The 25,412-nt window shown below is 71.8% G+C and carries 16 protein-coding genes and 2 CRISPR repeat arrays; of the genes, 14 read left to right on the top strand and 2 right to left on the bottom strand.

The annotated features are described in order from the left end of the window. The first annotated feature begins 164 nt into the window (after positions 1–164). Positions 165–860: a TetR/AcrR family transcriptional regulator gene (locus ACFVS9_RS07695; protein WP_389930871.1), complete on the top strand. Its 696-nt coding sequence runs from the start codon at positions 165–167 to the stop codon at positions 858–860. 547 nt (positions 861–1,407) lie between these two features. Here ACFVS9_RS07695 and ACFVS9_RS07690 read toward each other — a convergent pair. Continuing rightward, positions 1,408–1,785 (bottom strand): tetratricopeptide repeat protein, encoded by a 378-nt coding sequence (locus ACFVS9_RS07690; protein ID WP_383116425.1) that lies wholly within the window; start codon positions 1,783–1,785, stop codon positions 1,408–1,410. A 118-nt stretch (positions 1,786–1,903) separates the two neighbouring features. On the opposite strand from ACFVS9_RS07690, the gene ACFVS9_RS07685 reads away from it, so the two are divergent. The 11 genes from ACFVS9_RS07685 (at position 1,904) to ACFVS9_RS07635 (ending at position 16,733) form a co-directional block, all read left to right on the top strand. After that, positions 1,904–2,869: a pirin family protein gene (locus ACFVS9_RS07685; protein ID WP_389930869.1), complete on the top strand. Its 966-nt coding sequence runs from the start codon at positions 1,904–1,906 to the stop codon at positions 2,867–2,869. A 289-nt stretch (positions 2,870–3,158) separates the two neighbouring features. Continuing rightward, positions 3,159–3,356 carry a hypothetical protein gene (locus tag ACFVS9_RS07680; RefSeq protein WP_389930868.1) on the top strand — a complete coding sequence of 66 codons (198 nt, stop codon included), beginning with the start codon at positions 3,159–3,161 and terminating at the stop codon, positions 3,354–3,356. Positions 3,357–3,439: 83 nt separating this feature from the next. Next, a CRISPR array of direct repeats spans positions 3,440–4,382; the repeat unit is 29 nt; unit sequence GGGACCATCCCCGCGTGCGCGGGGAGCAG. A 218-nt stretch (positions 4,383–4,600) separates the two neighbouring features. Continuing rightward, positions 4,601–7,543: a CRISPR-associated helicase Cas3' gene (gene cas3 / locus ACFVS9_RS07675; RefSeq protein ID WP_389930866.1), complete on the top strand. Its 2,943-nt coding sequence runs from the start codon at positions 4,601–4,603 to the stop codon at positions 7,541–7,543. A gap of 560 nt (positions 7,544–8,103) precedes the next feature. Then, positions 8,104–9,813, top strand: coding sequence for a type I-E CRISPR-associated protein Cse1/CasA (gene casA, locus ACFVS9_RS07670; RefSeq protein WP_389930865.1), 1,710 nt, complete (start codon positions 8,104–8,106; stop codon positions 9,811–9,813). Continuing rightward, positions 9,810–10,529, top strand: a complete 720-nt coding sequence (casB, locus tag ACFVS9_RS07665) for a type I-E CRISPR-associated protein Cse2/CasB (RefSeq protein ID WP_389930863.1) — start codon at positions 9,810–9,812, stop codon at positions 10,527–10,529. Before casA ends, casB begins: the two co-directional genes overlap by 4 nt. Continuing rightward, the gene (gene cas7e, locus ACFVS9_RS07660; RefSeq protein WP_389930861.1) at positions 10,526–11,719 is read left to right on the top strand and encodes a type I-E CRISPR-associated protein Cas7/Cse4/CasC; all 1,194 of its coding nucleotides are present in this window, start codon (positions 10,526–10,528) and stop codon (positions 11,717–11,719) included. The genes casB and cas7e overlap by 4 nt, the downstream gene beginning before the upstream one ends. Next, entirely contained in the window at positions 11,716–12,438 is a 723-nt protein-coding gene (gene cas5e, locus ACFVS9_RS07655) for a type I-E CRISPR-associated protein Cas5/CasD (RefSeq protein ID WP_389930859.1), read from the top strand. Before cas7e ends, cas5e begins: the two co-directional genes overlap by 4 nt. Beyond that, positions 12,438–13,214, top strand: a complete 777-nt coding sequence (gene cas6e / locus ACFVS9_RS07650; RefSeq protein ID WP_389930858.1) for a type I-E CRISPR-associated protein Cas6/Cse3/CasE — start codon at positions 12,438–12,440, stop codon at positions 13,212–13,214. Before cas5e ends, cas6e begins: the two co-directional genes overlap by 1 nt. Positions 13,215–13,218: 4 nt before the next feature. After that, positions 13,219–14,196, top strand: a complete 978-nt coding sequence (gene cas1e / locus ACFVS9_RS07645) for a type I-E CRISPR-associated endonuclease Cas1e (protein WP_389930856.1) — start codon at positions 13,219–13,221, stop codon at positions 14,194–14,196. After that, the gene (gene cas2e, locus ACFVS9_RS07640) at positions 14,193–14,540 is read left to right on the top strand and encodes a type I-E CRISPR-associated endoribonuclease Cas2e (RefSeq protein ID WP_383116416.1); all 348 of its coding nucleotides are present in this window, start codon (positions 14,193–14,195) and stop codon (positions 14,538–14,540) included. The genes cas1e and cas2e overlap by 4 nt, the downstream gene beginning before the upstream one ends. A 90-nt stretch (positions 14,541–14,630) precedes the next feature. Beyond that, positions 14,631–16,001: a CRISPR direct-repeat array (repeat unit 29 nt; unit sequence GTGCTCCCCGCGCCTGCGGGGATGGTCCC). A 462-nt stretch (positions 16,002–16,463) separates the two neighbouring features. Next, a complete protein-coding gene (locus ACFVS9_RS07635) occupies positions 16,464–16,733 on the top strand; it encodes a GlsB/YeaQ/YmgE family stress response membrane protein (protein WP_383116415.1) in 270 nt (89 codons plus the stop codon). A 513-nt stretch (positions 16,734–17,246) separates the two neighbouring features. On the opposite strand, the gene ACFVS9_RS07630 is transcribed toward ACFVS9_RS07635, so the two are convergent. Further along, positions 17,247–19,475 carry an ATP-binding protein gene (locus ACFVS9_RS07630; protein ID WP_389930854.1) on the bottom strand — a complete coding sequence of 743 codons (2,229 nt, stop codon included), beginning with the start codon at positions 19,473–19,475 and terminating at the stop codon, positions 17,247–17,249. 545 nt (positions 19,476–20,020) lie between these two features. Here ACFVS9_RS07630 and ACFVS9_RS07625 point away from each other — a divergent pair. Then, positions 20,021–22,285: an ATP-binding protein gene (locus ACFVS9_RS07625; RefSeq protein ID WP_389930853.1), complete on the top strand. Its 2,265-nt coding sequence runs from the start codon at positions 20,021–20,023 to the stop codon at positions 22,283–22,285. Positions 22,286–22,472: 187 nt separating this feature from the next. After that, positions 22,473–25,391: an AAA family ATPase gene (locus ACFVS9_RS07620; RefSeq protein WP_389930851.1), complete on the top strand. Its 2,919-nt coding sequence runs from the start codon at positions 22,473–22,475 to the stop codon at positions 25,389–25,391. Positions 25,392–25,412: the final 21 nt, after the last annotated feature.

The following is a 25,412-nucleotide window of genomic DNA, read 5'->3' as shown; positions in this document are numbered from 1 at the left end:
CCGCCGGGGCAGGGAGCGTGGCGTACGGGGTGCCGGTGGGAGGCCGTCGTGAGCTCCGTCGCCGAAGCGTCGTCCGGCGGGCCGCCTGTCGGGACACGGAAGGCACACCGTTCGCGTCGTCACCGCCCGATCCGCTCCGTCCGCGCCTTGATAGCGTCCCTCCGATGAGTACACGAGCGCGCATCCTCGAAGTCGCGGCACGGTTGGTGGCGGAGTCTCCCGACGGGGACATCTCCACGCGCGCCGTCTGCGAGGCCGCGCAGGTCGGAGCGCCCGCCCTCTACAGGCACTTCGGAGACAAGGAAGGGCTGCTGTCGGCTGTCGTCGACCACGGCTTCGACGCCTATCTGGCGACCAAACGGGAGCGTGACGACACCACCGACCCCGTCGAGGACCTGCGCAACGGCTGGGACAGCCACATCGACTTCGCCCTCCGGAACCCGAATCTGTACCGGCTGATGAACTCGCCGGCGATGCGGACACCGCCGGAGGCCGCGATCGAGGCGCACCGCATCCTGACGCGCGACCTGGAACGGGCGGCAGAGCAGGGAAAGCTGCGCGTCGCCCCCGAACTGGCGGCCCAGATGATCATGTCGGCCACGACGGGTGTCGCGCTGATGCTGGTCTCCCGGCCCGCGACGTTCCCGGATGCCGCGATGTCGACGCGGGTGCGTGACGCCGTGCACGCGTCGGTCTTCACGCCGGACGTGGGTGCGAGCCCGCCGGCGGACACCGAGGTGCCCTCGACGGCGGCGAGGCTGAGCGCCCTTCTGCGTCGTTCGCACGGAACCGGGCTCAGCACGGCCGAATCCGCGTTGATGACCGAATGGCTGGACAAGGTGTCGAACGCGGAAGGCTGATCGGACAGACGGACGGTCCGGTGGGCGACGCCCTGAGCGGCAGGGGTCCCGGTAAGCACCCGGCGGGGCGCCGGGTGACGGAGGCCGGGCCGACGGAGGGGTGAGCGTCGGCATCCGGATCGGTACGGGGCGGGTCTGACGCCGAGGGGCCTGCCGGGACGCCGGATGCTCGATGCCGGCCATCTCCCGGTGGACGCGAGGCCGCCGGTAGCGGCGGGCACCGGACTCCGCCCCGGCGCCCGCCGATACCGGCGGGCGCCCGGTGCCGGTCGTCGGCGCTCCGGCGCGACACAGGCGGGCTCTCGGGGCGGCGGGCCGGGGTGCCGGGTGCGCCGGGCCGCAGGCGCTCCCGGCGCGGCACGTACGGGCCGCGCCGGGGCGGCGGATGCCCAGGTGCCGGGCCGGTCCAGGGCTGAGCGCCGGGTCGGCAGAGGGCCGGGTCGCTAGAGGGGCGGGCGCGGGGGAGCGGCGTCACCGCCTCCATTCCCCGCGCCCGCCCCTGTGTCTGGCCGGGCGGGTCACCCCTCGACTGCCTGGACAGGCAGGGTCACCCCTCGACGCGCTGCTCCTGGGCGAGCAGCTCCGGGCCGAGGTCCCCGGTCATCGCGTGCGCCATGCGCAGATGCGGGGCCGCCTCCGCGTCACGCCCCTGGCGTTCGAGGGTGCGCCCGAGCATCAGCCGCGCGTAGTCCTCGACCGGGTTGCGCTCCAGCACCTCACGGAGCTCCGTCTCGGCCTTGGCGAGCCGGGCCGAGTGGTAGTAGGCCCGCGCCAGCAGCAGCCGAGGGGCCACCTGGTCCGGGGCCTCCTGTACCAGTCCGCCCAGGATCCGCGCCGCGGTCAGGTACTCCTTCGCCTCGAAGAACAGCTGCGCCCGGTCCCAACGGTCGGCGGGCGTGCCGAACTCGTAGTAGGTGTCTTCCACTTCTCCTCCTCGGCCGGAATGTTCAGACGCGTCAACACAGCGAGGTAGTTAAACATTCCACTAAATATTCGGCGTGGGGACCGGCCCTCCCCGGGCGTACGGGAATAGGTTGTGCGCCATGAGCAATCTCGATCGCCAGGCCGCTCTCTCCGTCTGCGGAGGACGCGGTTTCGTCGTCGCCGAACCGGTACGTGAACTCCTCACCCCGCGCCGGGTCCAGCTCGGCGAGTCCACCGAGGTGCGCAGGCTCCTGCCCAACCTGGGGCGCCGCATGGTCGGAGCCTGGGCCTTCGTCGATCACTACGGTCCCGACGACATCGCCGACGAGCCCGGGATGCAGGTCCCTCCGCACCCTCACATGGGCCTGCAGACGGTCAGCTGGCTGCACGAGGGAGAGGTCCTGCACCGTGACAGCCTGGGTACCCTCCAGCAGATCAGGCCCCGTGAACTGGGCCTGATGACCTCCGGCAGGGCCATCAGCCACTCCGAGGAGAGTCCGGAGCCGCACGCGAGGTTTCTGCACGGTGCCCAGCTCTGGGTGGCGCTCCCCGACGCCCACCGCTACGTCGAGCCCCACTTCCAGCACCACACGGACCTGCCCGCCGTCACCGCACCGGGCCTGACCGCCACCGTGATCCTGGGGGAACTCGACGGCACTGTCTCACCCGGCAGGACCTACACCCCGATCGTCGGAGCCGACCTGGCCCTGACCGCCGGCGCCGAGGCCAGGCTCCCCCTGGACCCCGACTTCGAGTACGCGGTGCTGTCGATGTCCGGCGAGGCCGAGGTGGACGGCGTACCCGTCCTGCCCGGTTCGATGCTCTACCTCGGCTGCGGCCGGACCGGACTTCCGCTGCGCGCCGCCTCGGACGCCGGACTCATGCTTCTTGGTGGCGAGCCGTTCGAGGAGGAGATCGTCATGTGGTGGAACTTCGTCGGACGGTCCCAAGAGGAAATCGCACAGGCGCGGGCGGACTGGATGACCACCACCCGGTTCGGGGAAGTGGAGGGCTATGACGGAGGCCGGCTGCCCGCTCCCCAACTCCCGCCGGTAGCGCTGAAACCACGAGGAAGGGTGCGTTGACCTGCAAGGATCTAAATGGTGACTAGTGCGCTCCTGGTCACGTCAGCTGGGCTACGTAGGTAGAAACGGAATCGACCCTTCTCGCGGGGGAGGCTTCGTCTTCCCCCTGCCCGGGATTCGAAGGTGTGGTCGTGCTTGAGCAGCTTTGGTAGAACCCAATGCTGACATAGCTGATGGAGCGTCAGTGGGGACGACTTGAGATCTGGCGTATCGGCTGACCGTGGTGAGCGGAGTCAGCACGACGCAGTGGTGACCCGCACTGGCGCGTAGTGGCGAGGCGGCCGCCCTGGTGTCTGTGTCCGTCCTGATGGCGACGTACGGGGTCGAGTCGATCGGAACGGTGGTCGGGGGGCGGATCGACGCCGAGATGGCCGAACGCGTCGCCCACCGCCTGGTCAAGCACGGCGGCCAGTACGTACGTCGAGACCCTGACGGGGCGGTGCGGCCCGATCGTGGAGACTGCGCTGTCGAAGAAGCTGCGGCGTAGCGCTGCGAACCGGCTGCCGGCGCTCATCACTGCGGTAGGGGCGACGAGCGCGCTGAGCGACCTGCGCCCGCCACCATTTCGTGGGCACCATCCCCGCGTGCGCGGGGAGCAGTGCTCCACCCCCGCCTCGTCCACCACCGTGGTGGGACCATCCCCGCGTGCGCGGGGAGCAGACCGCGATCAGCGTGTCCGGAGGGCCCTGGTCGGGACCATCCCCGCGTGCGCGGGGAGCAGGGGCTGGTGAACTGAGACGGGGCCAGGGCGGGGGACCATCCCCGCGTGCGCGGGGAGCAGACCTCGGATTCCGTCACGCGCCCTCGGCCGCTGGGACCATCCCCGCGTGCGCGGGGAGCAGGCGTCGCGCCCCTCTTTGATGAACCTCGCAGGGGGACCATCCCCGCGTGCGCGGGGAGCAGCCGGAGAGGGGCCGGTGTCGTCCGGAGGGGCTGGGACCATCCCCGCGTGCGCGGGGAGCAGACGTGCACGTGACCCTGTCGTGAAGATCCCCCGGGACCATCCCCGCGTGCGCGGGGAGCAGATTCCTCGGATTTTCGGTTCGGACTTGGCGTCGGGACCATCCCCGCGTGCGCGGGGAGCAGGGCGCCTGCGGCGCCTCGCGTTGCGCGTCGTCGGGACCATCCCCGCGTGCGCGGGGAGCAGACGGGCGTGCTCCCGGTGTCGGCTTGGCCGTCGGGACCATCCCCGCGTGCGCGGGGAGCAGGAGTCCACGCCGTCCACCCACACCCCGGGCGAGGGACCATCCCCGCGTGCGCGGGGAGCAGGAATGTGCTCCTGTCGTGCGTCGGCCAGCAGGGGGACCATCCCCGCGTGCGCGGGGAGCAGGCGGCATCTGGATACCGCCGCGACGCAGCCGAGGGACCATCCCCGCGTGCGCGGGGAGCAGGCGGGAGCCACTACGCGCTCAAAGGCGCCCCGGGGACCATCCCCGCGTGCGCGGGGAGCAGCCGACCTCCCCGCAGGGCATCGGGTTGTAGTAGGGACCATCCCCGCGTGCGCGGGGAGCAGACTGCGCGACCTGCGGGTTTATCGCTGCGGTAGCTCAGTTCTGAGCACTTTCAAAGAAACGGACATTAAGTAGTTTTCTCCCCGACCCTCGGCAACAACCGACCAAGTCTACCGACGGTCCATCACGGCTGAGGCGACATCAACCACAACAACAACACATTCTCCGCAACTTCTTCATTTACCTGCGGAACCCCGCTCCCTGCAGATATTCATCTGGCATGACAGTCGAGAGGGGTTCCCGCACCGATCTGCGGGCAAGGCTGTGCGGCCCCGTGCTCAGTGTGTGGGCCAAGCACGATCGGGACTCCGATGGGTGGCTGCCGTTGTGGCGGCACATGGCGGACAGCGCCGCGGTGGCGGGGTTGCTGTGGGACGAATGGTTGCCGCTGTCGGTACGCAAGCTGGTCGCCGCCGAGCTACCGGGTAATGCGGACGACGCGCGCCGACTCGCTGTGTGGCTGGCAGGCGTTCACGACATCGGCAAGGCCACCCCGGCCTTCGCCTGCCAGGTCGAACCGCTCGCGCAAGTGATGCGGGCAGCAGGGCTGGAAATGCGTTCCCAGCGGGCGATGGGCGCGGACCGGAAGCTGGCCCCTCACGGTTTGGCCGGCCAAGTGCTGCTGGGGGAGTGGCTGGAGGAGCAGTACGGCTGGACCGTCGCGCAGACAGGACAGTTCACCGTTGCGGTGGGCGGGCATCATGGCATCCCTCCCGAGCACGGACAGATCACCGCCCTGGACCGGCATCCCCAGCTGCTGCGCACCCCCGGCGGTAGCCAGTCCCTGTGGCGACGTGTCCAGCAGGAACTGCTGGAGGCCTGTGCGGCAGAGTTCGGTGTGCACGACAGGCTCGACGCCTGGCGGTCGGTGAAGTTGCCGCAGCCCGTCCAGGTGGTTCTCACAGCACTGGTCATCGTCTCCGACTGGGTCGCCAGCAACCCCGAGCTGTTCCCCTACTTCCCTGAGGACATCCCCCGTAGCAACGAGGAGCGGATCGCGGCCGCCTGGCAGGGCCTGAATCTGCCGGGCGCGTGGCAGGCCGCAGAGCCGACTGATGATGTGCAGGAGCTGTTTGCCTCCCGCTTCGCACTGCCGCCGGGCGCGAAGGTCCGCCCCGTCCAGGAAGCGGCCGTGGAACTGGCCCGGACGATGGACGAACCGGGGCTCCTGGTGATCGAGGCGCCCATGGGGGAGGGGAAGACCGAAGCCGCGCTCGCCGCCGCGGAAGTACTCGCAGCGCGGTCCGGTGCGGGCGGGGTGTTCTTCGCTCTGCCGACCATGGCCACGGGCAACGCCATGTTCCCCCGCCTCCTGGACTGGCTCGACCGGCTTCCCGCACCGGAAGGGACGCGCCACTCGGTTCTGCTGGCCCACTCCAAGTCCGCCCTGAACGAGGACTTCACCGACCTCATGGACCGGGGCCAGATCAAGGCCCTTGATCACGACGCGATGGAAGGCCCCGACGACGGACAGCAGTTGCAGCCCTCTGGCCGTACGCGCTCCGCTTCCGCCGAGTTGATCGCCCACGCATGGCTGCGCGGGCGCAAGAAGGCCATGCTGTCGTCGTTCGTCGCGGGCACGATCGACCAGTTGCTGTTCGCCGGCCTGAAGAGCCGCCACCTGGCCCTCCGCCATCTCGCGGTCGCAGGCAAGGTGATCGTCATCGACGAGGCGCATGCCTATGACACCTACATGAGCGTCTACCTCGACCGGGTGCTCGCGTGGCTGGGTGCCTACCGCGTCCCGGTGGTGGTGCTCTCCGCGACTCTCCCGGCGAACCGGCGACGCGAGCTGGTCGAAGCGTATTCAGGCAGGAAGAAGACCGATTCCCGCGACTTCGACGCTGTCGCTCAGGCGCAGGAGTACCCGCTTCTGACGGCTGTCGCGCCTGGCGGGGCGCCGGTCCTGCGGCGCCCCCCGGCCTCCGGCCGCGCTGTGGACGTAGAGCTGGAGCGAATCGACGACGACCTGACGCTCCTCGCCGACCGGCTGGATACCGAACTCGAGGGCGGTGGCTGCGTCCTCGTCGTACGCAACACCGTACGCCGGGTGGTGGAGGCGGCGGGGGCGCTGAGGGAACGGTTCGGGGACTCCGGCGTGACCGTCGCGCACTCCTGCTTCATCGACGTCGACCGCGCGGCCAAGGACGCCTCGCTGCTCAGGCAGTTCGGGCCCCCGGAGAAGGCCGAGAGCCGGCCCGCCAGGCACATCGTGGTCGCCAGTCAGGTCGCCGAGCAGTCCCTGGACGTCGACTTCGATCTCCTGGTCACGGACCTGTGCCCGGCAGACCTGCTGCTCCAGCGCATGGGCCGCCTGCACCGGCACCAGCGGGGCGGCGAGGCCCAGGCGGAGCGTCCCGAGCGGCTCCGTACGGCCCGTTGCCTGGTCAGCGGTGTCGTCGACTGGGCGGCCGACGTGCCGGAGCCAGTTCGCGGTTCGGTCGCCGTGTACGGGGCGTACGCGCTGCTGCGGTCCGCTGCCGCGCTGCTTCCCCATCTCGGTCGCGGACCGCAGCATCCCGTACGACTGCCGGCCGACATCAGCCCTCTTGTCCAGCACGCGTACGCCGAGGAGGCCGCAGCCCCCGCGAACTGGGCGCCGGACATGGAAGCGGCGCGCGCCCGGCACGACGAGCACCGTGCGGACCAGGCCGAACGTGCCGCGACGTTCCGTCTGGGCGCGGTGGCCCGGCCTGGCCGACCTCTGTTCGGATGGGTCACGGCGGGAGTGGGCGACGCCGACGACACCAGCCGGGGCAAAGCTCAGGTACGCGACAGCCGCGAGAGTCTGGAAGTCGTCGTCGTGCAGAAGAAGTCCGACGGCACCCTCACGACGGTCCCGTGGCTCGCCCCGGACCGCGGGAACCGCACCCTGGCCGGGCTGGCCCTGCCCACCGACCAGGTCCCTACGCCCCTCGCTGCGCGTACCGCGGCGTCCTGCGGGCTTCGGCTGCCGATCCAGTTCAGCTACGCGGAGACGATGGACCTGGCGATCTCGGAGCTCGAGGAACTTCACCTGCCTGCTTGGCAGGTGAAGGGCAGTCACTGGCTGGCGGGCCAGCTGATCCTCCCGCTCGACGAGGACCGTCAGACCCGGCTGGCAGGCTTCACCCTCCGGTACAGCGAGAGCGACGGCCTTGAGGTGGCCCGTGCAACCGAGTGAATGCCAGTCGGCGAGGAGGTATCCCCGCAGAGGCGGGGAGCAGGTTACGTACACACCCCAGACCGGGGCCATCCCCATCAGAATGGGGAACGGTTTCCACTGTACTTCAGGACTAACGGCTGGTCAGCGAGGGCCAGCGGTCCCTTCCGGGAGAGAGCTCGGTCCCTCTCGAGGTGCCGTGGAGGGTCTCTCAGCCCATCGGTTCAGCGGCCAGCCAGCCACCCCAGAAACCACGGTAGCCCAAGCTACGGCCACACCCCATCGAACGCTCTTCTCCTCGTCTCCCAGCGGAAACCATAGGCCGGTTAACAACGCCACCCAGAAAATGATCAACACGGTTCCTGATGCCAGGATCCAGCGAGCCCACGTACGCAACGCGTCCACCTCTCAGCCACTGAAGCACTCACACGAGACCGTTCAGTGAAACGGATTGCCGTACTCTAGAGCATCCTCGGGCTCCCATCGCAATCACCCTGTTGAGAGGGTTGGTGGATCAACTCCCCCTGCCCACAGACGGCTTGCTGGATGACGCCCGGTGAACACCAGCCCCAAGGAACCTCATGCCAGATTCCAGCCCGGTAGGAGACGAGACACTGTTGTTCGACCTGACCACCCAGCCCTGGATCCCCGTGCTCAGGACCGACGGCCAGCAGGACGAGCTCTCCCTGCGCCAGGTGTTCGAGCAGGCGTCCGAGCTGCGGCGGATCGTCGGGGACCTGCCCACTCAGGAGTTCGCCCTCGTACGTCTGCTCCTCGCCGTGGCCCATGACGCGCTCGGCGGGCCCGAGGAGATCGACGACTGGACGGACCTGTGGAGCGACGAGAAGTGCTTCGCCCCGGTGGACGCCTATCTCGACACGTACGCCGGCCGCTTCGACCTGCTCGATACCACGGCGCCGTTCTTCCAGACCGCCGGCCTGCGGACGGCGAAGGACGAGGTGTTCTCCCTCAACCGCATCGTGGCGGACGTCCCCAACGGGGAGCCGTTCTTCAGCGCCAGGATGCCCACCGTCGAGCGCCTCACCTTCGCCGAAGCGGCCCGCTGGGTGGTCCATGCGCACGCGTTCGACACCTCGGGGATCAAGACAGGTGTGGAGGGCGACAAGCGTGCCAAGGGCGGGAAGGTCTACCCGCTCGGAGTCGGTTGGGCGGGCAATCTCGGCGGGGTCTTCGTCGAGCGCCCCACGCTGCGCGAGACTTTGCTGCTGAATCTCGTGGCCGCCGACACCACGGGCGTACGGATCGACGAGCAGGATGCGCCGGCCTGGCGACGTGATCCCTGCGGTCCGGGCGGAGCCGAGCGCGTGCCCAGCGGCGTGCGCGACCTGTACACGTGGCAGACACGGCGTCTGCGGCTGCATTTCGACGAGCAGGGCGTGCACGGGGTCGTCCTCGGTTACGGAGACCCCCTCAGCCCGCGCAACCAGCACAGCCGAGAACCGATGACAGCCTGGAGGCGCAGCAAGGCGCAGGAGAAGAAGCTTCGGGAGAACCTCGTCTACCTGCCCCGCGACCACGACCCGGAGCGGGCCGCATGGCGCGGAATGGCCTCACTCATTGCCGACGCCTCCGCGTCCCGGCAGCGTGCGGACGCCCCTGATCACCTTCGCCCCCAGGTCCTGGAGTGGGTGGCCCGCCTTGTGTCGGAGGGACACCTCGAGCGGGGGTTCCTCGTGCGGGCGCGCGTCATCGGCCCGAAGTACGGCACACAGCAGTCCGTGATCGACGAGATCGTCGACGACTCCGTCTCCATGGCTGTCGTCCTCCTCCACCAGCAGGACCGCCGCTTCGCCGAGCAGGCCATCGCTGCCGTCGAGGACGCCGATCGTGCCGTCCACGCCATCGGCGACCTGGCCACGAATCTGGCCCGCGCTGCCGGGACCGACACGGAGGGGCCTCGTGCTACCGCCCGGGACCACGCCTACGGCCTCCTTGAGGCTCCCTACCGTGCCTGGCTCCGGGACCTGGCCAAGTCCGACGACCCCCACGAGCAGCGGACCTCCTGGCAACGGCAGGTGCACAAGCTCGCTGTCGCGCTCGGTAACCGGCTCATGGCCGCAGCGGGGGAGGGCGCGTGGCAGGGACGCGTCGTCGAGACGAGGAAGGGCACCGAGTGGCTGAACTCCGCCCTGGCCGGCAAGTGGTTCCACGGGGCCCTGGTCAGGGACCTGGGACGGCCCGACCTGCCTGGCACACCCCGGGGCACCGCTGAGGGCCCGGGCACCGATGAACAGCCGGACTCCGAGACCACCGTGAAGGCACTGGCATGACCACCGTCACCGCACCGCCCACCCCGCGCGAGCGGGTCGCCCAGCTCGCAGCGGACCACCTGGCCCCCTTGCAGCGCGGCTATCTCGCCGACCAGTCACGGGAGGTGGCCGCCCTGGCAAGGCTGCGTCGGGGCGCGGGCCGCGAGGCCGGTCAGCTCCCCGACCTGTGGAGCCTCATCGACACCGGCCCCCTGCACGCGCCGCCGGAGGGCGCACGTCCCCTGGACGAGAGCGATCTCGTACGTGCCGAGGACGCGCTGCACGTTGCCCTCACTCTGTGGGCGCTGCACCAGCAGTCCCGTCCGACCGGCATGCACCAGCCCGACCGGACCGACCGCAGGCGTGGTCTCGGGACCGCTGTGCGGCGCATGATGCAGCCCGGCGAGATCGACGAGCCGTTGCGCAAGCGCCTCGTCCGCGCGGGCAGCGCCCCTGACCTGGCCACACTTGCCCAGCGGCTGCGCGACATCGTCGTACTGCTGCGCCGCGAGGACATCCCCCTCGACTACGCCCTGCTCGCCGGCCAGCTCTACACCTGGCAGCGGCCGGGCGGCGCCGACATCGTGCGACGTGAGTGGGGCCGTTCCTTCCACGCATGGCACGACAAGAGGGCCTCAGAACAGCCGTCGGCCGACGGCCCGGCCTCCACCGGCGGCCCGACTCCCATCGACAACGAAGCCACCCGCACCACGGACACCGACAAGGACGCCTCGTGAACCGCATCTTCCTCGACGTGCACGCCCTCCAGACCGTCCCGCCCAGCAACCTCAACCGTGACGACACCGGCGCCCCGAAGACCGCGGTGTACGGGGGAGTGCCGCGTGCCCGGGTATCCAGTCAGGCCTGGAAGCGGGCGGCCCGTACCTACTTCGACGACGAGCACCTGCTGGATGCGAGCGAGCTCGGGGTGCGGACGAAGAAGATCGTGGAGGCGGTGGCCGACCGGATCACGGCGCTGGACCCGTCGATCGGCAGCGAGGCGGCTCTGCGCATCGCGGACGAGACGGTCAAGGCCACAGGCCTGAAGACGGAGGTGCCCAAGCGCAAGGCCACCGCTGCCAAGGAGGGGGAGCCGGAGCCCGCCCCCGAGGCCAAGTACCTCGTCTTCCTCAGCTCCCGCCAGCTGGACGGCCTCGCCCGGCTGGCCGTGGCCGGCGCCGACGACATCACCACTCATCTGAAGGACAAGAAGACCAAGGACCAGGCCAAGGAGATCGCGGACACCCACCACTCCGTCGACATCGCGCTCTTCGGGCGGATGGTCGCCGACGCCGCCGACTTCAACGTCGACGCCGCCGTCCAGGTCGCCCACGCCATCAGCGTCCACCGCGTCGAGAACGAATCGGACTACTACACCGCGGTCGACGACGAGAACACCGACGAGGAGACCGGCGCCGGCATGATCGGCACGATCGACTTCAACTCGTCGACGCTGTACCGCTACGCGGCCCTCGGCGTCCACCAGCTCGCCGCGAACCTCGGCGAAGGCCTGCGCGAGGACGAGCCCGTCACCACTCCGGTACGCCGGGCGGTGGAGGCCTTCGTGCACGGCTTCACCGCGTCGCTGCCCACCGGGAAGATCAACACGTTCGGCCACCACACACGGCCTGACGCCGTGGTCGTCAAGCTCCGCACCACCCGCCCGGTCAGCTTCGTCGCCGCCTTCGAGGAGCCGGTCCGCGGCGACCAGGGCGGCTACGTCCGTGAGGCGTCCGAGCGCCTCGCAGAGTTCATCCCGGACATCGAGCGCGCGTACGGCGACGAGGACTCCACCCTCACCTGGGTTCTGCGCGTCGGCCCGAACACCACGAAGCTCGCCGGAATCGGCACCGAGGCGCAGAACATCGGCGAGCTCGTCACCGCAGTCGGAAAGGCCGTCGCCGAGCGCCTGGAGAAGCCCGCATGAGCGTGCTCGGCCTGCGGCTCGCCGGCCCCCTGCAGTCGTGGGGGGCTTCCGCACGCTTCACCCGGCGCACCACGGAATCCGCTCCCACCAAGAGCGCGGTCATCGGCATGCTCGCCGCCGCAGCCGGCATCGAGCGGGGCGACGACACGAGCCTCGCACCGCTGGCAGACCTCCGGTTCGCCGTCCGGATCGACCAGCCGGGCACGCGCCTTCGCGACTTCCAGACTGCCCATCACGGCGCCAGCGGGAAGTCGATGCCGCTGTCGGAGCGCTTCTATCTGGCGGACGCCGTGTTCGTCGCCGCCGTCGAAGGTGACCCGACACTCCTCGCCGGCCTCCATGCCGCGCTGCGCAACCCGGTGTACGCACCGTTCCTGGGCCGGCGCTCCTGCCCGCCGGCCCAGCCCGTCGACCTCGGCCTCCACGACGGCACGTCCTTGTTGCAGGTGCTCAGCGAGGTGCCCTGGCAGGCCTCCGCCTGGTACCGCAGGCAGTACCGGGACCGTGCGGACATCGAACTGACCGTGCTGCGCGAAGCCGACAACGAGGAGGCGGAGTTCGCCGACACCTTCCGCGACCAGCCGATCAGCTACGCCGCCGAACACCGACGCCACGCCCCGCGCGCAGTCGTCAGCGACAGCGTCCGCCTCACCGTTCCGTCTGCCGGGCAACTGCCCCGGCACGATCCGTTCGACGCCCTCACGGGAGAGAGCGCCTGATGTTCCTCACCCGCTTCCGCGTGAACACCGCGCGCCCCGGCGCCCGCAGGCTGCTGTCGTCCCCGCAGGTCCTGCACGCGGCCGTCATGTCCTCCTTCCCGGCCCTGCTGCCCACCGACGCACCTCCTCCGAACGGGCCGCGCGTGCTGTGGCGCATGGACCGCACCAGCCGCGCCGAGGTCATGCTCTACGTGGTCAGCCCCGACCAGCCGGACATGACCCACCTCGTCGAGCAGGCGGGCTGGCCGGCCATCGCCTCCGCGACCGCACCGGGCTGGGAGAGCCGCCCGTACGGCCCGTTCCTCGACCGGCTCGCCGCAGGAAGCCAGTGGGCGTTCAGGCTGACGGCCAACCCCGTCCACCACATCCGCCGCAAGGACGACGAGCCCACCAAGCGCACCGCACACGTCACCCCCGTCCATCAGATGGGCTGGCTCCTGGACCGGCAGGAGCGGTGCGGGTTCCGTGTCCTCGAGAAGCCCGCCGAGCGGCGTCTGCTGCCCAGCGGCACCACACACACCGGTCAGCCTCACCACGGCGACCGCTACGAGCTCACGGTCCACGACAGGCGTGCGCTCTCCTTCGACAAGTCCCGCGGCCCGGTTACGACGGCAGCCCACAAGGCCCCTGTCAGCCTGGTCACCGTCACCTTCGACGGCCGGCTCGAGGTCACCGATCCCGAACTGCTGCGCCGAGCCCTGCGGCAGGGAATCGGTAAGGCCAAGGCGTACGGCTGCGGCCTGCTCACCCTCGCGCCTCCCGGCACTGGAGGGTGAGCCGATGACGACGGTCTCCCGCCGCGCGGCCCTCACCCCGCGCCAGCTCACCCGCACCGGCGAACGGTCGTCCTTCATCTACCTCGAACGCTGCACGGTGCACCGCGACGCCAACGCCATCACGGCCGAGGACGCCGAAGGCACCACCCACATTCCGTCGGCGACGATCGGCACCCTGCTCCTGGGCCCCGGCACCCGGATCACACACCAGGCCATGAGCGTCCTCGGGGAGACGGGGGCGGCGGTCTGCTGGGTCGGCGAACAGGGCGTGCGCTACTACGCCGGAGGGCGTGCGCTGACGCGCTCGTCCGCCCTCGCGGAGGCCCAGGCCGTGCAATGGGCGAACGTCCGCAGTCGGCTCGGTGTCGCGCGGACGATGTACCGCCTGCGTTTTCCGGACGAGGACCCGGCCGGCCTCACGCGCCACGAACTCCTCGGTCGCGAAGGCCGCCGCGTCAAGGACTGCTACCGCATCCAGGCCGCGCGTACGGGAGTGCCCTGGCGAGGGCGTCGGTACACCCCCGGCGATTTCACCAGTGGCGACGCGGTCAACCAGGCTGTCACCGCGGCCGCCCAGTGCATGTACGGCATCGCCCACGCGGTCGTGGTTTCCCTGGGCTGCAGCCCGGCTCTGGGCTTCGTGCACTCCGGCCACGAGCTGTCCTTCGTCCTCGATGTCGCCGACCTGTACAAGACCGAGATCGGCATTCCGCTCGCCTTCGACATCGCCGCCGAGGACGAGGAGGACGTCGGCCCACGCACACGCCGCGCGCTGCGGGACCGTATCAACGAGACATCGCTGCTGGACCGCTGCGTGAATGACATCAAGGGGCTCCTCCTACCCGGAGAGGTCCTTGCGCCCACCGCCTCGGATGAGAGCCCTGATGTCGTCACGCTCCAGAGCGATGGCGGCCAGGCAGTGGCCGCAGGCCGCAACTACGGCGGGGGAGAGGACTACGACGACGTGGAGACGACCTGGTGACCGTCATTGTCCTCACCAACTGCCCTGCCGGCCTCCGCGGATTCCTCACGCGCTGGCTGCTCGAAATCTCAGCTGGCGTGTTCATCGGCAACCCCTCCGCCCGAGTCCGTGACCTGCTGTGGGCAGAGGTACAGGAGTACGCCGACCAGGGACGGGCCTTGCTCGCCCACACCACGAACAACGAGCAGGGCTTCACCTTTCGCACGCACGACCACGCCTGGCACCCGGTCGACCATGAGGGCCTGACCCTGATCCGCCGCCCGAAACCGGACAGCCCTTCCACCACACCAGCTCCGAAGAAGGGCTGGAGCAATGCGGCGAAGCGCCGTCGATTCGGACGGTGAGACTTGAAGGGCCTTTTGGGCACTATGACCGATTCAATGAAACTGCTCCAAAACAGCACCCAGGCTTAGCAACACTGCAGGTCACGAAGGGTGCTCCCCGCGCCTGCGGGGATGGTCCCAACAACTTCACATCGACTCGGTACCAGGGTTGGTGCTCCCCGCGCCTGCGGGGATGGTCCCATGGCGATTCCCCCGGCCAGGTCCGGCCAGGAGTGCTCCCCGCGCCTGCGGGGATGGTCCCTCGCATTGCGGTCTGTGGCGCTCTACGTAGGAGTGCTCCCCGCGCCTGCGGGGATGGTCCCTCCCGCTTCGGTTTGCGTTTTGCGGCCTTGAAGTGCTCCCCGCGCCTGCGGGGATGGTCCCGATGGCGTTGCCGACGACCGAGGCGACGGCGGGTGCTCCCCGCGCCTGCGGGGATGGTCCCGGACCTGCGACACGTCGGCTCGGAAGAGGAGGGTGCTCCCCGCGCCTGCGGGGATGGTCCCAACCCATTCGGAGTACACGAAATGGCCAGTGAGTGCTCCCCGCGCCTGCGGGGATGGTCCCGCAAGAGCGCCCGACCCCTTCCGGGGTCAGGCGTGCTCCCCGCGCCTGCGGGGATGGTCCCAGGTCGTCGGCCGGGCGCTCGGCGTGGGTGGGGTGCTCCCCGCGCCTGCGGGGATGGTCCCGTCTCGGCCATCGCGATAGCCGGGGCCAGGAAGTGCTCCCCGCGCCTGCGGGGATGGTCCCCGAATGACGACCATCCAGATACCCCCGGACGGGTGCTCCCCGCGCCTGCGGGGATGGTCCCGTCACCGACTCCGGCGCGCCGATGCGGATCTGGTGCTCCCCGCGCCTGCGGGGATGGTCCCTCGGGCAGCGTCCGGAGTATCGAGGGCAACACGTGCTCCCCGCGCCTGCGGGGATGGTCCCTAGAGACAGGACGGATCATCTGATGAGCGAGAGTGCTCCCCGCGCCTGCGGGGATGGTCCCCCGACGACGACACTCCCGGCCTCCGCGATCGAGTGCTCCCCGCGCCTGCGGGGATGGTCCCACCCGGTCGGCCTTGCCCGCGCCTGTCCCGTTGTGCTCCCCGCGCCTGTGGGGATGGTCCCAGGAGGGCGTACTGGCCCTTCAGCCCCTTGCGGTGCTCCCCGCGCCTGCGGGGATGGTCCCGGCCCTGCGCATCCCGGATACTGCCGTCAGCCGTGCTCCCCGCGCCTGCGGGGATGGTCCCTGCGACCTGGAGGGTTAGCCGTGGCCACTAAGGTGCTCCCCGCGCCTGCGGGGATGGTCCCGGACACCCCGCCCACCTGATCGCGTAGTCCGGGTGCTCCCCGCGCCTGCGGGGATGGTCCCGTCTTCTTGTACTGGGCTTCGGCCTTGCGGGCGTGCTCCCCGCGCCTGCGGGGATGGTCCCGCCGACGCCGCCAAGCAGCGTGCCGAGATGCTGTGCTCCCCGTGCCTGCGGGGATGGTCCCGAGACCGACCTCGAATCGGCGACGATCGTTGCGTGGACGCATGGGGGCAGGTCAGGACGGACCGTGGCTGAGGGCCGTACGAGCCAGGTGATCGGGTGGCAACGGCACACTGATCGCCGGGGTGCCAGGCTGCCGTGGTCGTGCCGGCGCGCGTCCACCACCCGGAAGGGCGGGCCTCCGTGGTGCGCCGCGCTGAATCACCGGTGCGTATCTGAAGGACGAACTGCTGCCACCGTGCCCTGCGCTACGGAGACCCTCCTGAGCGCAGGCACAGTGGCAGCAGTCGGCGCGGTCGAGTGTTCCCCGACCCTGGTGGTGCCGCGCGGAAACGCGGCGGACACCCGTCCGGCGGCTCTTTCCGGGGCGGTGACGAGGAAGCGGGCCGAGTGCGGTTTGAAACGGGCGGCGCGGTAAACACGCTTCCTTGACACAGTCCTTATACGACCAGGTAGGAGAGGCATCATGGGCATCATTGCTTGGATCATCATCGGGTTGCTCGCAGGCCTCATCGCCAAGGCCCTGATGCCGGGCAAGGACCCGGGCGGCATCATCATCACGATGCTCATCGGCATCGCGGGCGGGCTGCTCGGTGGCTGGCTCGGCAAGGTCATCTTCGGGGTCGACTCCATCGACGGCTTCTTCTCCCTGTCCACCTGGATCGCCGCGATCGTCGGCTCGCTCATCCTCCTCGCCCTGTACCGGGTCTTCACCGGAAACAGGCGTCACGCCTGAGCAGTTCGCACAGCACCACGGAACGGCTTCGCCCGGAGAGGGCGAAGCCGTTCCGCGCGTACCGGCGACTGGCCCGGGGGTACGGAGGTGCCGGACCGCGGGAAGGACGGTGGTCAGCAGGCCGAGGTGGCCCGCGGCACCTCGTCGGGGTGGCCCGGCCGGGCGGCCTCGGCTGACCGGGGCGCCTTCCACCGGCGGGTACGCATGCGCCCGGCGGCCCACAGTGCGGTCACCTCGACGCGTGAACACGTGGACACGCCGGGAACGGGGCCGATCAGGGCGACGGATCCGCGCGCCGAGCGTATGCGCCCGGTACCGCCGTTCGCCGGGGGAGAGCGCCCAGGAGCGCCCACAGTGCGGCCTCCCTCGCCGGCTTCCCACGGCCCCCTCGACCGGTGCCCCCTGGCAGACGCGAGCGGGCCGGTCCGGCCCTTCAGCGGGCTCACCGGCTCCGGTGCACGGCCCTCCTCGCCAGGAGATTCCCCGGGGGCGGCGGCCACGCTGCCGGTGCCCTCAAGCGCGTAGCGCCTCCGCCTTGGCCCGCAGGGCGTCGGCCCGGGGCACCTTGAGACCGCTGAGCAGGTCGGCCGCCCGCAGCCAGTGCGCCCGGGCCTGCGGGGTGTCTCCGAGTTCCAGCAGGGCGGACGCGAGGTGGTCCAGGGTCTCCGCCCGCAGATAGTCGTCGTGGACCTCCTCGCTGAGCCGCAGCGACTTCCCGTAGCTGACGACGGCGTCGTCGAGGCGGCCCAGTCGCTGCTGGGCCAGGCCGATGGAGTCCCAGACGGACGCCTCGCCGCTGCGGTCCCGTGCCTCCCGCAGCAGGGGTACGGCCTCCTCGCTGACGGCGATGGCTTCCCGGTGGTCGCCGGTCATGGCGAGGCAGAAGCCCACACCCAGGAGCGAGCGTGCGACCTCGTCGGTCCCGGGGAGCGTGCGGGCGGTCGCCAGGCTCCTGCGCGCGTGTTCCAGCGCCTCGGTGTGACGCCGTTGGCGCCCGCGCAGGAAGCTGACGTTCCGTTCGACGCGGACCTGGTGTTCGGTGGGCAGCCTCTCCAGCAGGCCGAGCATGACGGTGATCGGCTCGTCGGCGTCGTCCGCCCGCCCCGTCTCGACGAGGGCACGCGCGAGGTGCGCGCCTGTCCGTGCGACGGCGATCGGATCGTCCAGGACCAGGGCCGCTTCGAGGCCGGTCCGCGCGGCAGAGGCCTCCTCGGCCCAGCGCCCCGCCACCGCGTTGTAACCCACCCACTCCAGCACCAGGTCCACCCGGTGCCGCAGCAGTCGCGGATCACGCAGGCCGCGCAGGGCGGTGGCGACGGCCGACTCCTCACGGCGGAACCAGTCCAGCCCCTCCTCGCGGTCCTCGACGGCCACCCGCACCACACCGGGTGCCGGCGTACCGGGCGCCCCGGAGGGGAAGCGGGAGACGAAGCGGCCGGCGGAACGGGCGTTGTGGCGCAGATAGTCCAGCAGGCGGACCTCGGCACCGACGCGGTCGTCCCGCTCACGCTCCATCAGCTCGATGCCGTACGACCGGATCAGTTCGTGCATCACGTAGCGCCCCTCGGCATCACGCGAGAGGAGGCTGGCCGCGGTCAGTTCGCGCAGGCGCTGCCGTGCCACCCTCATCTCCTCGCCCGCGAGCGAGGCGGCGGCCTCGGCGGTCGCGCCCGGCCCGGGGTGGGCCGCGAGGTGGCGGAAGAACCGTGCCGTTTCCCGGCCCAGGGCCCGGTACGACCACGAGAAGACGTCCCGGACGTCGTCCCGCCGGCCGTCGGCCGTGAGCCCGTCCAGCCGGGGTGCCGCCTCGCGCAGCTCGCGGACACCGTCGCGCAGGGACGACTGCGGGGTCCCGCTCAGCCGCGCCCCGACGACGGCGACCGCCAGCGGCAGGAAGCCGCATCTCCTGACCAGTTCGGCCGCCGCGTCCGGCTCGGCCCGGCACCGTTCCTCGCCTATGCGGGCGGCGAGCGCGGCCAGCGCCTCCTCACGCGTCCACACGTCCAGGCCGACCAGCGAGGCACCTTCCGTGGCGGCCAGGGCGGGCAACTGGTTGCGCGAGGTGATGAGGGAGAGACAGCCCGCCGCGGGCAGGAGAGGCCTGACCTGTTCGGCGTCCCGGGCGTTGTCCAGGAGGACGATCAGCCGTCGGGACGCGGTCCGTTCACGGAACAGGGCACCGCGCTCCTCGGTCCCCGGAGGTATGTCCTCGCTCGCCACACCGAGCGCCCGGAGGAACCCGCCCAGGGCCTCACCCGGATCCAGCGGCCGGGCGGACTCCTCGAACCCGCGCAGGTTCACGTAGAGCTGGCCGTCCGGGAAACGGTCCGCCACCTGGTGGGCCCAGTGCACCGCCAGGGTGGTCTTGCCCACCCCTGCCATGCCGGCCACCGCGGCGATCACGACGTGTCCGGCCTGGCCGCCGACCTGGTCGGTGAACCCGTGCACGGCCTCCAGCGCGTTCTCGTGCCCGCGGAACACCGCCAGATCGGGAGGAAGCTGCCGGGGGACCTGATCGGCGCGCGGTGTGGACGCCTGCGCGAGGTGCCGCCGCTGGTCCTCGTCCGGTTCGAGCGCGTCCAGCAACTCGGTGAGGGTCGACGGGCGGGGCAGGCTCCGGCCCCGCTCCATGTCGCTGATCGCCCGGACACTCACCCCCGAGGCCTCCGACAGCCGCTCAAGTGTGAGTGCGGACCGCTGCCGTGCTTCGCGCAGCAGGCGGCCGAACGTCTCCTCGCTCATCCCACTCCCGCTGTGGTGCGTCGACACGTTCGCCGAAGGGCCGGAAAGGGGCTCCGGGATGCCGCGAAACGTAGCAGTTCTGGAATGAGTATTCACCATGGACCTCGGGGATCTCACATGGTGAGCCCACGTGTGCCCGGCGCGGCCGGGTACCCGCCCGACCGCGAGGCGCACCACGTGCCGGGCAGGCGTCCGCTCCGGCGGGAACGGTCGGGACACGTGTGACCCGCCGGACGGGGCGGGACACTTTCCCGGACCTGGAACCCACCCGGACCCGGAACCCACCCGGACCTGGAACCCACGGCCGGGCCCCGCCAGGGCTCGGACCCCACCAGAGCTCGGAGGACCCCACCCGCATCCGGACCCCGCCCGGACGCGAGCCCGCCCGGACCCCGCCCGGACGCGTACCGTGCCGCCCGCGTCCGGGCCTTTCCCCGGCACACAGGCCCGGGGCGGCTCGCTCCGTTCCGTCCCAGGTGCGGTTCGGCCCCGGGTCACGCCCTTGCTTTAATGGCCGTTCCAGAACAGATGTGCCAGGAGCGGGTGTGGACAGGACGGAGTTCGGCCGGCTGCTGCGCGAGGCGCGGCAGCGCTCGCTGCTGACCTTGCAGAGTCTCGCCGAGGCGTCCGGGGTGAGCGTCCGGGCCATCAGCGACATGGAACGGGGGCACAGCCTGCCCCGTCGCGCGACGCTGAGTGAGCTGATGGACGCCCTGGACCTGGGCGAGGACCAGCGGCGCCGGTTCGTCGAGGCGTCCGTACGACGCCCGGGGGAGCAGGCGGCCCGCGTCCCCCGGCAGCTTCCGCCCGGCCTCGCGGTGTTCCGTGGGCGTGAGGAGGCCCTCGCGAGGGTGCACCGGCTCACCGCACAGGGCACCGGGCAGGGCGGCCGCGTCGTCGTCTCCGCGATCGGCGGCATGGCCGGGGTGGGCAAGACGACCCTGGCCGTCCACTGGGCGCACCAGGTCGCCGACCGGTTCCCCGACGGGCAGCTGTACGTCAACCTGCGTGGCTTCGAGGACTCCGGCCGCCCCCTGGACCCGGCCGAAGCCCTGGGAGGGTTCCTGACCGCCCTCGGCGTGCCGGAAGGCGATGTGCCCCGTGGCACCGCGGAGCGCGGCGCCCTCTTCCGGCAGCGGACGAAGTCCCGGCGGCTGATCGTCCTGCTCGACAACGCGCGTGACGAGGAGCAGGTCGGACCGTTGTTCCCGGCGGGCACGGGATGCCTGACCCTCATCACCTCGCGCAACCAGCTCGCCGGTCTCGCGGCGGACGGAGCACAACTGGTCGGGCTGGACGTGTGGACACGTGAGGAGGCGCTGACCGCACTCGCCGCGCGGATCGGCGAGGAGCGCTGCGGGGCGGAGCCGAAAGCCGCCGCGCGCCTGGTGGAGCTGTGCGGGTTCCTGCCGCTGGCCGTCGCCATCGTCGCGGCGCAGCTGAGCGCGACACCGCAGGTCCCGCTGAGGCTGGCGGTGCGGGAGCTGCGGGAGACCGGACCGCTGCTGGACGCGCTGTCGGCCGGTGCCACGCGCAGCGACGTCCGTGCCGTGTTCTCGTGGTCGTACCGGGCCCTGCCGGCGGAGACGGCGGCGTTCTTCCGGCATCTGGCGCTCCACCCGGGACCGTCGGTGTCGGCGCAGGCCGCCGCGTCCCTCGCCGGAACCGGCATGCCGGAGTCCCGGCGGCACCTGCGGCACCTGACCTCGGCGAACCTGCTGTCGCGGGACGCCGACAACCGGCACGTGCTGCACGACCTGGTGCGGGCCTACGGCGTCGAGCTCGTCGAACGGGAGAAGGACGACCGCCTCGCCGCGCAGGCCCGTCTGCTGGACTACCTGCGTCACAACGCGCACGCCGCCAACGGATTCCTGGGGCGCACCCAGTCCGGTGGCGCCGGCCCACCGGCCGACGGGGTGGTGGAGGTCGCCCTGGGGACCCGTGAGGAGGCGCTGGACTGGTTCCGCACGGAGGAGCCGACGGTCGCGTCGGCGCTGCGTTCCATGGACGATCCCGGGCTGCTGCGCTTCCGTATGACGCTCACGCAGGACTGGGTGAGCTACTACTCGGTGACGGGCCGCTGGAGCGACGAGATCGAGACCAAACGCATCGCTCTGGACGCGGCCATGCAACTGGACGAGCCCGCAGCCATCGTGCGGAACTCCGCGGACCTCGCGCGTGCGCTGGCGGAGACCGGGCAGACCGAGGAGGCGGACCGGCAGGTCGAGTCCATGCTCGGCCGCATGGACCTGCTCGGTCCCGCGGACCGGGCTTCCGCCGAGCGGAGCGTCGGCTGGGTGCGCGGCCGTCAGAAGCGCTACGCGGACGCCCTGCACCACGCCCGGACCGCTCTGGAGATCCAGCGCACGCTGGGCGACGACAGGGCCATGGCGCGTGAGATGAACGCGGTGGGCTGGTATCTCGCCCTGCTCGGGCGGTACGAGGAGACCGTGGCCCTGTGCCAGGAGGCGATCCCACTGCTGCGGCGGGACGGCAACCTCCGTATCGAGGCCGCCGCCTGGGACACCGTGGGCTACGCCCGGCAGCGCCTCGGCGACCTCAACGGTGCCACGGCGGACTACCAGGAATCGCTGCGGATCTACGGCGAGGCCTTCGACGGCTACAACCAGGCCGAGGTCCTCGACCACCTCGCGACGGCCCAGCAGGAGCGCGGCGATCACACGGCGGCACGGCGGAGCTGGCTGCGGGCAGCCGACCTGCTGAGCGCGGTCCACAGCCCGAAGGCGGCCCGGATGCGGGCCAACGCGGAGGCACTCGGCGGTCCAGGGACAGCCACCGGGCCGGTCTGACGCCCCTCCCTGCCGAGCGCGGCGCCCCCGCGCTCGTAGCCGGTTCCACCTGCGGTTTCCGTCCGGCAGCGAGCAAGCTGCATGCGAACTGCCTGGTTCCGCGTCCTCCCTTCCCGTGGGATGGGGGGAGGCAAGCGAGCGTTCCCCGGGTCCGGCGGGATCGCTCACCGCGGAACAGGGGCCATCGATGAACGCGCAGACCACGCTCTCCCCGCCGGCCGTCGGCCAGGAGGTGGGCCGGACACGGGCGCCGTTCGCGCTCCCGGGGCCGGCGCACCAGGTGCCGGGGTTCGTCGGCCGGGACGGCGAAGCGTGGGCCGGGCGTGATCTCGGGACGGTGTTCCGGGCGCCGGGGTTCGTCGGCGGGGACGGTGAACCGTGGGCCGGGCGCGACCTCGGGACGGTGTTCCCGGAGTCCGGGCTCGTCGGCCGCGACGCCGAACTGCGGGCGGTGCGGGACTTCCTGGGCGAGGCGAAGGACCACGGCGCGGCCCGGGTGGTGTACGGGCACGCCGGTTCGGGCAAGTCGGCGCTGCTGAAGGCCGCCGTCCGGGCGGCGACCGCCGCCGGGACGCGGGTGCTGCGCTGCGCCGGCATCCGGGGCGGCGCCCCGTCCGACCTGTCGGGACTGCTCCAGATCCTCCGGCCGGTGCTCGGCGGGCCGGCCCCGCGCCTGCCCGCCGCCCGGCTCGACACCCTGCGGACACTGCTCGTCGACGGCGTACCCGCCGAGAGCGGCCGGTCGTCGCTCTCCTTCGCCGTGCTGGAGGTACTGGAATCGGTCAGCGCGGGCCGGCCCCTGCTGCTGGCCGTGGACGACTGGGACGCGCTCGACGAGCCCAGCCGGGAGGTGCTGTCCTTCGTCGCCCGCCGGACCGCAGGCCACCCCGTCGCCGTGCTGATGACCGCGCGCCCGCACCGCACGCGCCTCGCTCCGCTGGCCGGTCTGCCCGAACTGCCGCTCGCCCCGCTCACCCGGGCCCGGTCCGCCCGGCTGCTGGCGGCGAGGCGCCCGGGTCTCGACGGGCAGGCCGTCCGCGAACTGCTGGCGACCGCGGCCGGCAACCCCCTTGCCCTGCTCGAACTCCCCATCCGCTCCGAGGACTCGCTGCCCCACGTACCCGCCTCCTCCGACCGGCTGGCCGCCGCCATGGCGCCGGGCGCCGCGCGCCTTCCGGCCGGGACCCGGGACCTGCTGCTGGTGGCGGCGCTGCACCCGGCGGGAGACCTCCCGCTGCTGCTGTCGGCCGCGTCGCGGATCGGCGGCACCGAGCTGGGCTTCGCGGCGCTGGAACCCGCCGAACGCGAAGGCCTGGTGACCACGGACGGCCTGCGGATGGTCTTCGGCCACCCCGCGACGGCGGGAGCGGTGGTCCACGACATCGGCCCCCGGCGCTCCCGAGCCGCGCACGCCGCCCTGGCAGCCGTACTGGCACCCGGCTCGGTGCGGATGCTGTGGCACCTGTCGCAGGCCGCCGAGGGAAGCGACCCTCGACTGGCCGGCCGTCTCGAAGCCGTACACCGGCACGCACAGGAGCAGGACGAACCGGCCATGGGCGTACGGCTGCTACGGCGGGCGGCCGAGCTGTACGCGACCCCCCGGGACCAGGGCCGCTGCGCCCTGCGGGCCGCCCAGATGGCCCACGTCCTCGGACTGGAGCGGATGACACGGACGATGGCCCACCGCGCGCTGCGCCTGCCGCTGGGCCCGCTGGGCAGGCTGTGCGCCGAGGCCCTGGCGTGGACCGGCGGCGGGCAGCCTCCCTGCGACCCCGCGACCTGGCCCGTGCCGGACGGTGCGGCCGAGCAGGAGAACGCCCTGGAGCTGGCCCGGATCACGGCGCCCGAGGCCGCCGGCGACGACGCGCGCGCCGCGGCGCTGCTCGACTTCCTCGACCGGATGCCGGACCGGGCGGACGATCCGCGCCTGCTGCACGCGGTGGCCACGGCCGGCCGGGTGCGCCGGGCCGCGACCGTCCTGGCCGGCATCTCCGCCGTCCCCCGCCTCGCCGACGTGCCCGTACGCGATCTCGAACGCCTGGGTGAGGCGGCCCTGCTCGCCGGTGATCCCCGGCGGGCGCTGGACCTCTACCGGCAGGCGGAGCGACGCCACCGCTTCCACGACGTGCCCGACCAACTGCCCCGGGTACTCCTGCGGCAGGGGCTCGCGCACCTCGCCATGGGGGACCGGGGGCAGGGCGGCCACGTGTTCCGGCGGTGCGCGGAACTCGCCGACGACCACGGCCAGGAGCACGACGCCGCGGCCGCCCGCCTGCTGGAGGGACTGGTACGGGGCCTGCACACCGGCGGCACGGTCCGTCCGGGCGGCGCCCGTGACCTGGAGGCCGCGCGGCGCTCGGTCCGCTCCATCGACGCGGTCCTCGCCGTCGGCACGGCCTGTGCACTGACGGAGAGCGGGGACTTCGAGGCGGGCCACGCCGCGCTGTCGGCCCTCCTGGCCGGCCCCCGGGTCACCGAGGCGGCCCTCTTCGCACTGGTGACCTTCGCGGAGGCCGCCGAGGCGGTGAACGCGACCGGCGCGGCGCTCGCGGTGCTCGACCGGCTGGAGACCGCGCTGGGCGAGGAGTGCGCACCCGGGGTCGCCGTACGGTTCACGGTGGCGCGCGCGGTTCTCGCGGACGACGACAACGCGGAGGCGCTGTTCGAGCGGGCCTTCGCCGCGGACCTGTCCTGCTCGCTGTTCCTGGAGGCGCCGCTGCGGCTGGCCCACGGCCGACGGCTGCGCCGCCGACGGCAGTTCGCCGACGCCCGCGTCACCCTCCGCCAGGCGGCGGCCACCTTCACCATGATGGGCGCCGACGCGCGGGCCGCGCGGATCACCGCGGAGCTGCGGGCGTCCGGCGAGCGGACGGAGACCGTCACCCCCGGCGTGCCCCGGCGGACACCGGCCCGCGACCTGCTCAACGCGCAGGAACTGCGCGTCGCCGACCTCGCCGGCCGCGGCCTGTCCAACCGTGAGATCGGCGGACTCCTCGGCCTCTCGCCGCGCACCATCGGCGCGTACCTCTACCGCATCTTCCCCCGCCTGGGTGTGACGGCGCGGGCACAGCTCGCCGAAGTCCTGCGCGACCACGGGCGGACCTGACCCCGGCACGTCCGACGTGCC

This window comes from Streptomyces sp. NPDC058008 (assembly GCF_042886395.1).
Taxonomy (GTDB): Bacteria; Actinomycetota; Actinomycetes; order Streptomycetales; family Streptomycetaceae; genus Streptomyces.
The sequence above is the reverse complement of the archived record's forward strand: the minus strand, read 5'-3'. Positions and strand labels throughout refer to the sequence as shown.

Bases quoted from the DNA above. Each gene is read 5' to 3' on its own strand.
- cas5e (WP_389930859.1), top strand. From the start codon at position 11,716: ATGAGCGTGCTCGGCCTGCGGCTCGCCGGCCCCCTGCAGTCGTGGGGG.
- ACFVS9_RS07695 (WP_389930871.1), top strand. From the start codon at position 165: ATGAGTACACGAGCGCGCATCCTCGAAGTCGCGGCACGGTTGGTGGCG.
- casA (WP_389930865.1), top strand. From the start codon at position 8,104: ATGCCAGATTCCAGCCCGGTAGGAGACGAGACACTGTTGTTCGACCTG.
- casB (WP_389930863.1), top strand. From the start codon at position 9,810: ATGACCACCGTCACCGCACCGCCCACCCCGCGCGAGCGGGTCGCCCAG.
- ACFVS9_RS07685 (WP_389930869.1), top strand. From the start codon at position 1,904: ATGAGCAATCTCGATCGCCAGGCCGCTCTCTCCGTCTGCGGAGGACGC.
- cas3 (WP_389930866.1), top strand. From the start codon at position 4,601: ATGACAGTCGAGAGGGGTTCCCGCACCGATCTGCGGGCAAGGCTGTGC.
- cas1e (WP_389930856.1), top strand. From the start codon at position 13,219: ATGACGACGGTCTCCCGCCGCGCGGCCCTCACCCCGCGCCAGCTCACC.
- ACFVS9_RS07635 (WP_383116415.1), top strand. From the start codon at position 16,464: ATGGGCATCATTGCTTGGATCATCATCGGGTTGCTCGCAGGCCTCATC.
- ACFVS9_RS07630 (WP_389930854.1), bottom strand. From the start codon at position 19,475: ATGAGCGAGGAGACGTTCGGCCGCCTGCTGCGCGAAGCACGGCAGCGG.
- ACFVS9_RS07620 (WP_389930851.1), top strand. From the start codon at position 22,473: ATGAACGCGCAGACCACGCTCTCCCCGCCGGCCGTCGGCCAGGAGGTG.
- cas6e (WP_389930858.1), top strand. From the start codon at position 12,438: ATGTTCCTCACCCGCTTCCGCGTGAACACCGCGCGCCCCGGCGCCCGC.